The organism is Geodermatophilus sp. SYSU D01106 (assembly GCF_054049995.1).
This window is the reverse complement of sequence record NZ_JBJGYM010000006.1, coordinates 221,078-233,990: the sequence shown is the minus strand read 5'-3', so window position 1 is coordinate 233,990 and position 12,913 is coordinate 221,078. Positions and strand designations below refer to the sequence as shown.

At 75.8% G+C, this 12,913-nt stretch carries 17 protein-coding genes; 9 read left to right on the top strand and 8 right to left on the bottom strand.

What is annotated here, in order from left to right; genetic code table 11:
• The 3 genes from ACI78R_RS09395 to ACI78R_RS09385 all read right to left on the bottom strand — a co-directional run.
• A partial coding sequence (locus ACI78R_RS09395) for a YceI family protein (protein ID WP_457040504.1) occupies nt 1–140 on the bottom strand: 140 nt, incomplete at its 3' end.
• A gap of 41 nt (nt 141–181) precedes the next feature.
• Entirely contained in the window at nt 182–1,288 is a 1,107-nt protein-coding gene (locus ACI78R_RS09390; protein WP_083628534.1) for an alpha/beta hydrolase fold domain-containing protein, read from the bottom strand.
• Complete coding sequence (locus ACI78R_RS09385) at nt 1,285–1,950, bottom strand: QsdR family transcriptional regulator (RefSeq protein WP_457040501.1); 666 nt, start codon at nt 1,948–1,950, stop codon at nt 1,285–1,287. The genes ACI78R_RS09390 and ACI78R_RS09385 overlap by 4 nt, the downstream gene beginning before the upstream one ends.
• A gap of 142 nt (nt 1,951–2,092) precedes the next feature.
• Between ACI78R_RS09385 and ACI78R_RS09380 the strand changes: the two genes are divergently transcribed.
• Nucleotides 2,093–3,532, top strand: coding sequence for a M1 family metallopeptidase (locus ACI78R_RS09380; protein WP_457040500.1), 1,440 nt, complete (start codon nt 2,093–2,095; stop codon nt 3,530–3,532).
• Between the two features lie 31 nt (nt 3,533–3,563).
• Nucleotides 3,564–4,580 (top strand): LLM class flavin-dependent oxidoreductase, encoded by a 1,017-nt coding sequence (locus tag ACI78R_RS09375; protein ID WP_457040499.1) that lies wholly within the window; start codon nt 3,564–3,566, stop codon nt 4,578–4,580.
• Here the strand turns inward: ACI78R_RS09375 and ACI78R_RS09370 are convergent.
• A complete protein-coding gene (locus ACI78R_RS09370) occupies nt 4,566–5,486 on the bottom strand; it encodes a diacylglycerol/lipid kinase family protein (protein WP_457040498.1) in 921 nt (306 codons plus the stop codon). The two genes, ACI78R_RS09375 and ACI78R_RS09370, sit on opposite strands and share 15 nt — an antisense overlap.
• A gap of 133 nt (nt 5,487–5,619) precedes the next feature.
• Between ACI78R_RS09370 and ACI78R_RS09365 the strand changes: the two genes are divergently transcribed.
• Both ACI78R_RS09365 and ACI78R_RS09360 read left to right on the top strand, forming a co-directional pair.
• Entirely contained in the window at nt 5,620–6,237 is a 618-nt protein-coding gene (locus ACI78R_RS09365) for a hypothetical protein (RefSeq protein ID WP_457040497.1), read from the top strand.
• A 19-nt stretch (nt 6,238–6,256) separates the two neighbouring features.
• On the top strand, nt 6,257–7,414 hold the full coding sequence (locus ACI78R_RS09360) for a MalY/PatB family protein (protein ID WP_457040496.1): 1,158 nt from the start codon (nt 6,257–6,259) through the stop codon (nt 7,412–7,414).
• A 6-nt stretch (nt 7,415–7,420) separates the two neighbouring features.
• On the opposite strand, the gene ACI78R_RS09355 is transcribed toward ACI78R_RS09360, so the two are convergent.
• From ACI78R_RS09355 to ACI78R_RS09345, 3 genes are all read right to left on the bottom strand, one after another.
• Nucleotides 7,421–7,882, bottom strand: a complete 462-nt coding sequence (locus tag ACI78R_RS09355) for a DUF3237 domain-containing protein (protein ID WP_457040495.1) — start codon at nt 7,880–7,882, stop codon at nt 7,421–7,423.
• A 100-nt stretch (nt 7,883–7,982) separates the two neighbouring features.
• Complete coding sequence (locus tag ACI78R_RS09350; protein ID WP_457040494.1) at nt 7,983–9,356, bottom strand: FAD-dependent oxidoreductase; 1,374 nt, start codon at nt 9,354–9,356, stop codon at nt 7,983–7,985.
• Nucleotides 9,357–9,372: 16 nt separating this feature from the next.
• Nucleotides 9,373–9,822: a flavodoxin family protein gene (locus tag ACI78R_RS09345; protein ID WP_073420709.1), complete on the bottom strand. Its 450-nt coding sequence runs from the start codon at nt 9,820–9,822 to the stop codon at nt 9,373–9,375.
• Between the two features lie 58 nt (nt 9,823–9,880).
• On the opposite strand from ACI78R_RS09345, the gene ACI78R_RS09340 reads away from it, so the two are divergent.
• From ACI78R_RS09340 to ACI78R_RS09320, 5 genes are all read left to right on the top strand, one after another.
• A complete protein-coding gene (locus ACI78R_RS09340; protein WP_073420068.1) occupies nt 9,881–10,228 on the top strand; it encodes a VOC family protein in 348 nt (115 codons plus the stop codon).
• 112 nt (nt 10,229–10,340) lie between these two features.
• A complete protein-coding gene (locus tag ACI78R_RS09335; protein WP_457040493.1) occupies nt 10,341–10,910 on the top strand; it encodes a hypothetical protein in 570 nt (189 codons plus the stop codon).
• Nucleotides 10,911–10,925: 15 nt separating this feature from the next.
• The gene (locus tag ACI78R_RS09330; RefSeq protein ID WP_457040492.1) at nt 10,926–11,078 is read left to right on the top strand and encodes a hypothetical protein; all 153 of its coding nucleotides are present in this window, start codon (nt 10,926–10,928) and stop codon (nt 11,076–11,078) included.
• 54 nt (nt 11,079–11,132) lie between these two features.
• The gene (locus tag ACI78R_RS09325) at nt 11,133–11,378 is read left to right on the top strand and encodes a hypothetical protein (protein WP_457040491.1); all 246 of its coding nucleotides are present in this window, start codon (nt 11,133–11,135) and stop codon (nt 11,376–11,378) included.
• A 9-nt stretch (nt 11,379–11,387) separates the two neighbouring features.
• Complete coding sequence (locus ACI78R_RS09320; protein ID WP_457040490.1) at nt 11,388–11,966, top strand: N-acetyltransferase family protein; 579 nt, start codon at nt 11,388–11,390, stop codon at nt 11,964–11,966.
• A gap of 184 nt (nt 11,967–12,150) precedes the next feature.
• Here the strand turns inward: ACI78R_RS09320 and ACI78R_RS09315 are convergent, their stop codons facing one another.
• On the bottom strand, nt 12,151–12,906 hold the full coding sequence (locus tag ACI78R_RS09315) for a helical backbone metal receptor (protein WP_457040489.1): 756 nt from the start codon (nt 12,904–12,906) through the stop codon (nt 12,151–12,153).
• Nucleotides 12,907–12,913: the final 7 nt, after the last annotated feature.

Here is a 12,913-nt window from a genome sequence, read left to right as displayed (position 1 = left end):
AGGTCACCGGTGACCTCGTAGACCTCGTCGTCGAGCTGTTCGACCTCGGTGGAGGCGAACACGATCTCCGGCCACCGCTCGACGTCGAGGAAGTCCGGCGAGCGCAGGTGCGCGTCGCGGTCGGCCTGGCCGGTGTCGATGCTCGCCGTCCGCGTGCGCTGACGGCGAGCAGCGACCCGGCTCAGGCGGGCGCCACGCTGCGGGCGAACCGGGCGATGTCGGCGACCGTGGCGTCGTACACGTCGCGCACGGCGGTCTTGAAGATCGAGTCGGCGCCGTGGGTCAGCCCCAGGTCCACCCGGCCCACCGCGCGCACCCCGGCGGCCTGCAGCTTGCGGTAGTAGGCGATGCCCTCGTCGCGCAGCGGGTCGAGCTCGTTGACCGACACCACGTGCGGGGGCATGCCGGTGAGGTCCTCGACGGTGGCGAACCACGGCCAGGCCAGCGGGTCGCGGGCGTGCTCGCCGGACGGGTCGTAGGTGGAGACCAGCATGGCCATCATCAGCGTGTTGAGGAACCAGCCCTCGTTCTCCACCAGCGAGGGCAACTCGGCGCGCTTGGCGTCGTCGTCCCAGCCGTAGGCGCCGGAGATGTAGGGGACCATCGCGTAGACGCCGGCGATCGCGTCCAGCCGGCCCTCCCGCTTGGCCAGCAGCGCCGAGGCCAGGCAGAGGTTCGCCCCGCCCGACTCCCCCTGCAGCACCAGCGAGGTCGCGCCGAGCTCGTCCCGGTGCGCGTCGAGCCAGGTGAGCGCGTCGGCGCAGTCGTGCAGGCCGGCCGGGAACGGCGCGTGGCCGGTGGCGGTGACCGCATTGCGGAAGTCGACGGCGACGACGACCAGCCCCTCGGCGGCGAGGTCCTCGCACCAGCGGGTGTGCAGCCGGTTGTCGCAGTCGAGGATCGTCATGCCGCCGCCGTGGATGTAGACCACGCCGGGGAGGGGGCCCTCGACGCCGGCCGGCCGGAAGACGTACAGCGGGACGTCGTGCCCGTCGCGGCCGGGCGCCGCGTGCACGGTGCGCGTGACGTCGTCGCGGTGGGTCTCCTCCGCGGCGACCGCGGCGTAGAGCCCCTCGAAGCCGTCGTGGGCGCCGCGGACGAACGCCAGCTTGTCCTCCAGCGGGGCCTCCGGGCCGAACGGCGGCGGCGCGGCCTGCGCGTCGAGGCCGTAGCGGGCGAGCGTCTCGCGCAGGCGCCGGTCGGCGCGGTCGTCGGTGCGGTACTCGGCGGCGGGGTCGCCGAGGCGGCCGGGCAGCGGGGCGGACGTGCGGTCCGGGGTGAGCGTCACGGTTCCTCCTGGGTGGGCGGTTCTCCGGTGGGCGGTTCTCCGGGGTGCGGTTCTCCGGGGTGCGGGGCCGGGCAGCGCAGCAGCGCGGCGTAGACGACGGCGGCCTTGGCGGCGTCGGGCTCGGCGCCGGCGATGAGGTCGGCGTAGATGAACGACTCGGCGACGCGGGTGAGCACGTAGGCGGTGTCGGGGACCGGCAGGGGCAGGGCGGCGCCGCTGTCCTGGAGCAGCGCGGCGAAGGCGCCGGTGACCCGCACCTGGTAGTCGGCCGAGCGAGTGGTGAGCAGGCGCAGCGCCCGCTCGGGCTCGCGGCGCAGGTGCGCGCGGAAGGGCGCGGAGGCGCAGACGTCGCGGGTGAAGCGGGTGAGCGCGTCGACCACCCGCGGGCCCCCGGTGCCCGTGGCGTCGTCGAGCGCGCGGCGCCAGGTGGGCAGGAACAGCGACCAGATGACCTCGGTGAGGAGCTGGTCGCGGTTGCCGACCCAGCGGAACAGCGTCGCGCGGTCGACGCCGAGCTCGGCGGCCAGCGGGCCCATGTCCACCCGCTCGCCGGACAGGAAGGTGCGGCGCGCCAGCCGGAAGGCGCGCACGGGGCCCTCGTCGTCGCCGGTGCCGGACAGCGCCCGGCGCAGGCGCGTCCCCGCGTCCGCTGCCGCCGTCATGCCGCGCGACCGTAGTGGCGCAGGTCACGCGGGCGCAACGAATCGGAGGATGTTGCGGGACACCTCCCGGGAACGAGACGGGAACGTGCGCCTCCTACGGTGGCCCGATCCGGCCCGCCCGGGGCCCTCGGAGAGGACCTGCATGCGCATCCGTCCGACCGTCCGCACCGCCGCCGCGCTCGTCGCGGCCGCCTCCCTCGTCGCCGTCGCCGGCCCCGCCTCCGCGGCGCCCGGCGCGCCCGGCACGCCGCGCTACACCGAGGGCAGCACCTCCGGCGGCGACCCGTACTTCCCCGCCGCCGGCAACGGCGGCTACGACGTCCAGCACTACGACCTCGGCCTGTCCTGGTACGCCGACGGCCGCCTCGACGGCACCGCCGTCGTCAGCCTCCGGGCCACCCAGGACCTGGCGAGCTTCTCGCTCGACCTGCGCGGGCTCACGGCGTCGTCGGTCCTGGTCGACGGCAAGCCGGCCCGCTTCACCCAACTCCCCCCGGGCCCCGACGGCCGCGGCGGCGAGCTGGTGGTCACCGTCGCGCCGAAGCTCAAGGCCGGCACGGACCACCGGGTCACCGTCGTCTACAGCGGCTACCCGGGGCAGCCGCTGGACAACACCGGCGCCCAGTACGGCTGGGTGACCTTCGCCGACGGCGTCCTGGTGGCGAACGAGGCCGAGGGCGCCCCGACCTGGTTCCCGGTCAACGACATCCCCACCGACAAGGCCACCTACGACTTCCGGATCACCGTGCCCGAGGGCAAGACGGCGATCGCCAACGGCGAGCCGGTCGGTGCCCCGGTCACCAGCGGCGGGCGCACGACGTGGACCTGGTCGGCCGACGACCCGATGGCCAGCTACCTGGCGACGGCGTCGATCGGCGACTACGCCGCGACCACGCAGACCGGGCCGGACGGGCTGCCGATCCTGAACTACGTCGAGACGGGCCTGAGCCCCTCCCGGGCGGCCACCACCGCGGCCAGCCTGGCGCTGCAGCCGCAGATGATCGCCTTCTTCGAGGGCCTGCTCGGCGAGTACCCGTTCAGCTCGTTCGGCGCGATCGTCGACGAGGACAGCGTCGGGTACGCGCTGGAGACCCAGACCCGGCCGGTGTACTCCGGCGTGGCGGGCCAGACCACCGTGGCGCACGAGCTGGCCCACCAGTGGGTCGGCAACAGCGTCAGCCCGACGACGTGGGCCGACATCTGGCTCAACGAGGGCTTCGCCACCTACCTGCAGTGGCGGTGGAGCGAGAGCCGCAGGGCGGGCTACCTGGCCCAGCAGTACGCCCGGGTCGCGGCCATCCCGGCGGGCGACGAGTTCTGGACCGTGTCGCTCACCGACCCGGGCGCGGAGAACCTCTTCGCCGAGGCCGTGTACGACCGCGGCGCGGCGTTCCTCGTCGCCCTGCAGCGGACCATCGGCGACGCGGCCTTCGGCGAGCTGCTGCGGACCTGGGTCCGGGACAACGCGAACGGCAACGTGACCACCGCCGACCTGCTGGCCCTCGCCGAGGAGGTCAGCGGGCAGCAGCTCGACGACCTCTTCCGCGACTGGGTGACCGATCGCGACAAGCCCGCCGTCTGAGGACACGCCGGGGGCGGGCAGGATCGGCGCCATGCCCGCCCCCGGCACCCCGCTCGAGCACCTCGGCTTCCTGACCCTCGGCACGTTCGACCCGGCCGACCCGGCCGCCGGGCACGAGGCGACGCTGCGGATGGTCGAGCTCGGCGAGCGGCTCGGCTTCGACAGTGCCTGGCTGCGGCACCGGCACCTGCAGTACGGCATCTCCTCGCCGGTCGCCGTCCTGGCGGCGCTGAGCCAGCGCACCTCCCGCATCGCGCTCGGCACCGCGGTCACGCCGCTGGCGTGGGAGAACCCGCTGCGGCTGGCCGAGGACCTCGCCACCGTCGACGTCCTCTCCGGCGGGCGGCTGAACCCCGGCGTCAGCGTGGGCCCGCCGATGCACTGGGACGACGTGAAGGGCGCGCTCTACCCCGACACCGCCGACGTCGAGGACTTCACCTACGGCCGCGTCGAGCGGCTGCTGCGGCTGGTCGCTGGCGAACCCGCGGCGTCGTTCGCCGGCCGCGAGGGCGTCGTCGAGGAGTGGTCGGACCGCGTCCAGCCGCACTCCCCCGGCCTGCGCGGCCGGCTCTGGTACGGCGGCGGCAGCACCCGCTCGGCGCAGTGGGCCGGGCAGGCCGGGATGAACCTGCTGACCAGCAGCGTCACCCGGGCCGAGGGCGGCTCGACGGACTTCGCCGAGGTCCAGGCCGCGCAGGTCCGCGCCTACCGCGAGGCCGGCGGCACCGGCCGGGTGTCGCAGGGCCTGGTGGTGATCCCCACCGACTCCGCCACCGACGAGCAGCGCGCGCGGTACACCGCCTACGTCGAGGCCCGCACGCCGCGCACCCGCAGCCCGCAGGGCCCGGCCGGGATGCTCTTCGCCCCCGACCTGCTGGGCACGTCCGAACAGATCGCCGAGGCGCTGTACGCGCACGCCGGGTTCCGCGAGTTGACCGAGGTGGTCTTCGCGCTGCCCTTCAGCTTCGGCGAGGCCGACTACGAGCAGGTGCTCGCCGACATGGTGCAGCGGCTGGGCCCGCTGCTCGGCTGGTCACCGGCCGGCTGACCCCGGCAGCGGGACCGGCAGCGGGACGGACCAGGCGCCGGGCTGCACCCGCCAGGTGCGGGACGGCACCGGATCGAGCAGGTCGCCGTCGGCGTCGAGACCCACCGGGCCGCCCGACAGCGTGACCTCCCGCCCGCGCACGACCACGACGTCGTCGCGGTCGCCGTGCCGGCCGGCCAGCAGCGCGGCGGCGAACGCCACCCGGGCGGCCGGGCCGGTGGCGGCGCTGACGACGACGTCGGCCAGGCCGTCGCCCGGGTCGGCGCCGGGCGCGAGCGCGGTGCCGCCGCCGATCGTCGGGCCGTTGCAGACGCCGACCATGAGCAGCGGGGTGTCCCCGTCGGCGGCGCGGCCGTCGGGCACGGAGACCACGGCGCCGTCCACGGCGACCCGCAGCGCCTCCCCCGGGCCCGTGCCGGCCAGCGCCGCACCGACGGGGTACGCCAGCGCGCCGAGGCGGTCCTTGAGCCGCGCGGCCTCGCCGGCGGCCCGCACGCCGATGCCCGCGTGCACGGCGTTGACCACCACGCCGCCGGCGTCGTCCCGGAGCAGGTCGAGGCGGCGCGGGGTGCCCTCGAGGACCACGCGCGCGGCCGCGCCCGGGTCGTCGGGCAGGCCGAGGGCCCCGGCCAGGTCGTTGCCGGTGCCCAGCGGGACGATGCCGAGCGGGTCGCCGAGGTCCCCGGCCCGGTCGAGCGCGGCGACGACGGCCGACACCGACCCGTCACCGCCGGCCACCACCAGCCGGCGGGCGCCCCGGGCGGCGACCACGTCGTCGAGCTCGCCGGGGCTGCCGGTGACGGCGACCTCCACGCCGGCCCCGCGGCGCAGCACCTCCAGCGCGCGGGCGAGCCGTTCTTCGCCGGCGCTCCCGGCGCCCCGGTTGACCACGACCAGCAGCTCCACGCCCCGCACCCTGCCAGGCCGGCCCGCCGCGGACGGGGCACGTGACGATCCCGTGACGGATGGCTCCCCCGGTGGGAGGAGGCCCGCCGGCGCGGGAAGGTCGGAGGGGACGCCGCCGACGAGGAGGTCCCCCGTGTCCCGTCCGACCCCTGAACGGCTGCTGCGCGGGACCGCCCGCGCCGCCGCCGTCGTCGCCTGCGTGCCGCTCGTCGCCGCCGGAGCCCTCGCCGGGGGCCTGCCGGTGCTCGGCTGGGGTGCGGTACTCGGCGCGATGGGCGGCCTGGTCCTGGTCTGGCTGCACCGGGCGTGCGGCGACGTGCTGCCGGAGCTGCCGCACCCCGTGACCGGCGCGGCGCTCGCGGGGCTCGGCCCGGCGGTCGTCGCCGGAGCCGCGGCGCTGCGCGAGGTCGGCGGCCTGCTGACCCTGCTCCTGCTGGTGCTCGGGACGGCGGTCTTCAGCGGCTGGCTGGCCGGAGAGGAGTCCGGGCGCGACGGGTTGCCCACCGGCGAGGCGGCGCTGCGGCGGGCGCTGGCCGCGGCACCGACCGCCCGGCTGCTGGCCGAGTGGCACGCCGTGCAGGACCGGCTCGACGACGGCGCCCCGGCGGGCCTGCGCGAGGTCCGCCTCCGCGAGGCACTCCTCGACGCCTTCGCCGACCGCGACCCCGGGGGCACCGCGCGCTGGCTGGCCGAGGACCCGACCGGACCCCCGGACCCGCACCTGGCGCGCGACCCGAGCATGGAGCGCTGAGCCGGGGCACGATCACCGGGTGGACGACGCCCCCTACGACGCCCTGGACGACGCCCTGGTCGAGCGCCTGCGCGGGCGCGGCAGCCTGAAGTGGACCCGCTACCCGGAGGCGCTCGGCGCGTGGGTGGCCGAGTCCGACCTCGGGACGGCGCCCGCGGTGACCGAGGCGCTGCGCGACGCCGTCGACCGCGGGCTGTTCGGCTACCTGCCCGACTGGCTGGCCGACGACATGGCGCGGGCCACCGCAGGGTTCCTGGCCGACCGGCACGGCTGGGCGGTGCCTCCGGAGCGGGTGCGGCCGCTGCCCGACGTGCTGGCGGCGCTGTCGGCGGCGATCACCCACCTGACGCCGGCCGGGTCGCCGGTGGTGCTACCGACGCCGGCCTACATGCCCTTCCTGGAGGTGCCGCCGGCGCTGGGCCGCGAGGTGCTCGAGGTACCCATGGCCCGCGACGGCGACCGGTTCGTCTACGACCTGGACGCGCTCGACGCCGCCTTCCGCGCCGGAGGGCACCTGCTGGTGCTGTGCAACCCGCACAACCCGGTCGGCCGGGTGCTGGAGCCGGCGGAGATGCTGGCGATCGCCGAGGTGGTCGACCGGCACGGCGGCCGCGTGTTCGCCGACGAGGTGCACGCGCCGCTGGTCTTCCCGGGGCACCGGCACGTGCCCTACGCGTCGCTGTCGGAGACCACGGCCGCGCAGGCGTTCACCGCCACCAGCGCGTCGAAGGCGTGGGACCTCGCCGGGCTCAAGTGCGCGCAGCTGGTGCTGTCGAACGAGGCGGACGCGCGGTTGTGGGCCGAGGTCGGGTACCCGGTGGAGCACGGCTGCTCGACGCCGGGCGCCGTCGCCAACACCGCCGCCTACCGCGACGGCGTCGGCTGGCTCGACGACACGATCGCCGTCCTCGACCGGCACCGCCGGCTGTTCGCGGACCTGGTGGCCGCGTCGCTCCCGCACGCCCGGCACCGCCCGCCGGAGGGCACGTACCTCGCCTGGCTGGAGCTCGGGGTACCCGGGGCCGGCGACCTGCTGCTGGACCGGGCCGGGGTGGCCGTGGTCGACGGCGGCCGCTGCGGGCAGGCCGGGTCGGGCGCCGTCCGGGTGAACCTGGCGACGCCCGAGCCGGTGCTCACCGCCCTCGTCGAGCGGATCGCCGCCGCCCTGCCTCGCTGAGATGGATCAGCCCTGGACCACGCGGTGGACCCGGTACTCGACCGCCGGCCCGGGGAGCACCCGGCCTTCGGCCACGAAAACCGCTTGGTTGACCCAGGCGTACCGCTCGTCACCGGTCTCCAGGCGCGGGGTGGTGATGAAGTAGTGGTCCTCGAAGGCAGTCGGCTCACCACCGCCCGCCATCACGGCGAGGACCGCCGGTGTGAGTTCCAGCAGGCCCAAGTACTGGAAGTACAGGTGGGCGCCGTCCACGGTCTCCATGTTGGCCCGGACGTCGAGGCGGCCGAATCCGTCGTCGCCGACCAGCAGCCAGTCAGCACCCGCGCCGACCAGCCGTCCCTTCAACCGCTCACCGCGGACGTCGCCGCCCGTGACCGTCCCCACCAGGCGGTTCCCGAACGGTCCGGGTCCGATCGTCATGGGCTCCAGGTCCGCGTGGTACTCGAACTCCGGCAGCAGGTGCAGCATGACGTCCCTCCCCCGGGACGGAGGCAGGCCGGGTGCCCGCCCGGGACCCGGACGGTCCGCGCGTCGGACCCCGCGGTCAAGGGAGACGGGCGCGTCCGGGTCAGCCGCGGGTGTCGGCCTCCACCGCCTCGAACGCCTTGCGCGCGGCGATGAGGACCGGGTCCCACACCGGCGCGAACGGCGGCGCGTAGGACAGGTCGAGGGAGAGCACCTCGTCGACGGTCATCTCGTTCCAGATGCAGATGGCCAGGGCGTCGATGCGCTTGGCCGCGCCGTTCTGCCCGACCACCTGGGCGCCGAGCAGCCGCCCGCTGCGCCGCTCGGCGATCATCTTGACCCGGATCGGCGCCGCGTTCGGCATGTACCCGGCGGTGGTGGTCGAGTCGACGGCGGCCGTGACGAACGAGTAGCCGGCCAGCTCGGCCTCCGCCTCGGCCAGCCCGGTGCGGGCGGCCTCGACGGCGCAGATCTTGGTGACCGCCGTCCCGATGACGCCGGGGAACGTGGCGTAGCCGCCGCCGATGTTGATGCCGGCCACCCGGCCCTGCTTGTTGGCGTGTGTGCCCAGCGCGACGACGACCCGCTGCCGCGAGAGCCGGTGCACCGACTCGACGCAGTCGCCGGCCGCCCAGACGCCGGGCACCTGGGTGCGCATGCGCTGGTCGACGGCGATGCCGCCGGAGGTGCCGAGCGGGATGCCCGCCTCCTCCGCCAGCCGCACGTTGGGCCGCACGCCGAGCCCGAGGACGACGAGGTCGGCGGGCAGCTCCCGGCCGCTCGCCGTCACCACCGCCCGCGCCCGCCCGTCGGGGCCGACGTCGATGCCGGAGACGCCGTCGCCGAGGACGAGCTCGATGCCCTCGCCGCGGACGGCGTCGGCGATGAACCGGCCGATGTCGGGGTCGAAGGTGCCCACCGGCTGCGGCGACCGGTCGACCACGGTGACGTCGAGGCCGCGCACCCGGCAGGCCTCGGCGATCTCCAGGCCGATGTAGCCGCCGCCGACGACGACCACCCGCTGCACCCGCCCGCTGTCCAGCTCGGCGCGCAGCGCGACGCCGTCGTCGAGCACCTGGACGCCGTAGACGCCCTTCGCGTCGATGCCCTCGACCGGCGGGCGCATCGGCACGCTGCCGGTGGCGTGGACGAGGTCGTCGTAGGGCTCGGTGCCCTCGGCGCCGCCGTCGAGCTCGCGCCAGTGCACGACGCCCTTGTCGGTGTCGATGCCGACGACCTCGGTGCGCATGCGGACGTCGAGGCCGGCGGCGCGGTGCTGCTCGGGCGTGCGCGCGATCAGCTGCGCCTCGCTGTCGACGGTGCCGGAGATCCAGTACGGGATCCCGCAGGCGGAGTAGGAGGTGGCGCGGCCGCGCTCGAACAGGACGACGTCGAGGTCGGGCCGGCGCTTCTTGGCCTGGGAGGCGGCGCTGCCGCCGGCGGCGTCGCCCCCGATGACGACGAGACGGGTGCTCACCGTCGCAGGCTAGGACTCAGCGGTCCTCCAGGCTCACCGCCACGGTGGCGGCGAGCTCGCGGACCGCCTCCAGGTCGTCCTTCGACGGGGCTCCAGTGAGGCTCAGCGGCGCGGCGACCTGCTTCCACCGCAGCGCGCCGGTGATCGTGGTGATGGCCCTGAGCGCGCCGGCGGTGTCGTCGCCGCCGTGCACCCAGACGCCGAAGGGCAGGCCGACGGTGGCGTCGAGGCACGGGTAGTAGACGGTGTCGAAGAAGTGCTTGAGCGCGCCGCTCATGTAGCCGATGTTGGCCGGGGTGCCGAGCAGCACGCCATCGGCGGCGAGCAGGTCGGCGGGCCCGGCCGACAGCGCGGGGCGCTCGACGAGCTCGGCCTCCTCGACCATCGCCGCGCCCTCCCGGGCCGCCTCCAGCACGGCCTGCAGGTTCGGCGAGGGCGTGTGGTGGACGACGAGCAGCCGCGGCATGCCGCCCATCCTGCGCCACCACCGCCCGACGGGGCCCGCGGTCGCCTAGCGTCCCGGCATGACCGTCGAGCTCTTCGCGGGCGTCCCCGTGAGCGACCTGCCGCGCGCCCTCGACTGGTACGGGCGGCTGTTCGGCGCGGAACCCTCGTTCCTGCCCAACGACGTCGAGGCGGTGTGGGAGGTGGCCGAACACCGCCACGTCTACGTGGAACTGAAGCCCGAGGACGCCGGCCACTCGATGGTCACGCTGTTCGTCGACGACCTCGACGAGCGGGTGGCCGCGATCACCGACCGCGGTCTCGAGCCGGCGCTGCGCGAGACCTACGACAACGGCGTGCGGAAGGTGACCTACCGCGACCCCGACGGCAACGAGGTCGGCCTCGGCGGCGGCCCGGTCGCCGCCTGACGCCCCCTCCGACGCGACGCGCCCGTCGTCGGCCTGTCGTCGTCCCGGTGCCCGCGAGACGGCAGCACGTCGACATGCGGCGCGCACCGCGACGTCCGGCAGGATCGCCGGCATGGCGGTCAACCCCCGCATCGGGCCGATCGAGCGGACCACCGGGCGCACCTGGAGCGAGTGGCTGGCGTTCATGGACGGCATCGGCGCGCCCGGCCTCGACCACGGGGCCATCGCGCTGCGGGTCTACGAGGAGCTCGGCGACGGGTTCGTGCAGCGCGGCTGGTGGACGCAGTCCGTGACCGTCGCCTACGAGCACCACATCGGCCGGCGGGTGCCGGGGCAGCGCTCCGACGGCACCTTCCAGACCAGCGTCAGCCGCGCGACGCCGCTGCCCATGGCCGACCTCATGGAGCGCTGGCGCGCCTTCGCCGACGCCGACGCGGCGGTGCAGGAGATCGTCGCGGGCGGCGACCTCAAGGTCAGCGGCACCGACCGGCGCATCACCTGGCGGACGCGGGCCGTCGACGGCTCGTCGGTCGTCGTCACCAGCGAGCCGAAGAGGAACGGGACGGCGTCGCTCGTGGCCACCCAGATGGGACTGGCGACGCTCGAGGACAACGACGCCGCCCGCGCGCGGTGGACGGCGATCGTCGAGCGCTTCCTGGCGGGCGTCGCGCCGGGACGCTGAGCGGGAGGAGGCGGCATGCACGAGGCGACGCCGGAGCAGCGGCTGCAGCGCCTGCGGGCGCTCACCGGGACCTGGACGACCGAGGGCACCCATCCCCTGCTGCCCGGCGAGGTCGTCCGCGGCCGCGCCGAGTTCGCGTGGCTGGACGGCGGGCACTTCCTCACCTGACGCTCCTCCTCCGAGCACCCGCAGGTCCCCGACGCCCTGGCCGTCATCGGCGTCGTGGACGGGCGGCTGGCCATGCACTACTTCGACGCCCGCGGCGTCCACCGGCGCTACGCCGTCGACGCCGACGAGCACGAGTGGCACCTCCGGCTCGACGACCCCGCCTTCGCGCAGCGGACGACCGGCTCCCTCACCGGCGACGAGCTCACGCTGCGCGGCGCCTACTCCCGCGACGGGGGCGAGTGGGAGGAGGACCTGACACTCACCCTCCGCAGGACCCGGTCACCCGACGCCGGCCGCTAGCGTGGCGCGGTGGGCATCGAGGTGCTGCCGGCGACGGCCGAACGGTTCGACGACGTCGCCACGATGCTGGGGCCGAAGAGCCCGGGCTCCAACGTCTGCTGGTGCCTCAGCCACCGGGTCGACTCGCGCACGAACCGCGAGCTCGTCGGGCCCGCCCGCCGCGAGTACGTCCGCGAGCTGACCACCCGCCCGGTCGCGCCCGGCGTGCTCGCCTACGACGGCGGCGAGGTGGTCGGCTGGGCCGCCGTCGCACCCCGGTCCGAGCTGCCGTTCCAGCGCTCCCGACTCATCCCGCACGTCGACGACCTGCCGGTGTGGTCGCTGTGGTGCGTCCGCGTGCGCCCGGGCCACCGCGGGCAGGGCATCGCCCACGCGCTGCTGCGCGGCGCCGTCGACTACGCGGCATCACAGGGCGCACCCGCGGTCGAGGGCTACCCGGCCGACAGCGGCGATCGGAAGGTCGACACGACGATGGCCTTCGTCGGCACCCGCAGGCTGTTCGAGGCGGCCGGCTTCACGAAGGCCGCCGACACCGACGCCGTCGCCGGCGGCTTCCCCCGGGTGCTCATGCGCCGGCCCCTCGGCTGACGGGCGCCCGTGACCGAACGGACCACCTGGCTGGTCGTCGGCCTGGCGCTCGGCCTCGCGGCCGGCGTCCTCGGCTCCGAGGCGTGGCACTGGCTGGACGAGAACTGAGCGACAGCGTGCGCGGAGGTGCAGCGCAGGCGCCCGGGGCTGCACGTCCGCGCACGCTGTCGGCAGGAACAGTGCGTCAGCGGTCGCCGAGGGCGCCCAGCAGGTCCGCGCGGGCGGTCGCCAGCGACGGCCCGTACCAGGTCAGCGCCCGTCCGGGCACCAGCACCGACCGCACGCCCGGGAACGCCTCCGGCCCGTCGTCGGCGGTGAACACGTAGGGCTCGTCGGGCAGCAGGACGACGTCGGGCCGCGCGGCGAGGACGTCGTCGACCGACACGTGCGGGTAGCGGTCCTCCCCCTCCCCGAACGCGTTGACCAGGCCGAGGCGGGCCAGCACGTCGCCGGTGAAGGTCCGCGGCCCCACGACCATCCACGGGTCGCGCCACACCGGCACCGCGCACCGCAGCGCTGGCGCCGGCACCGGCCGCGCCCACTCGGCCGCGGCGATCGTCAGCCACCCGGGCTCCGGCACCCGGAGTGCCTCGGCGAACAGGCGGCGCATCGACGCCAGTGCCTCGTCCACCGACTCGATCACCGTCACCCACACCGCGATGCCGGCCGCCCGCAGCCGGTCGACGTCGAGGCGCCGGTTCTCCTCCCGGTTGCAGACGACGAGGTCGGGCTCCAGCGCCGCGATCGCCGCCCGGTCGGGGTTCTTGGTGCCCCGCACCCGCGGCACGTCGAGGCCGGCCGGGTGCGTGCACCAGTCGGTGGCGCCGACGAGCCGCTCGGGCACCGTCACCGCGAACGCCTCGGTCAGCGACGGCACCAGCGACACGATCCGGCGCGCCGGCCCCGGGAGCGGGACCGGCTCGCCCAGGTCGTCGCGCACGCCGTCC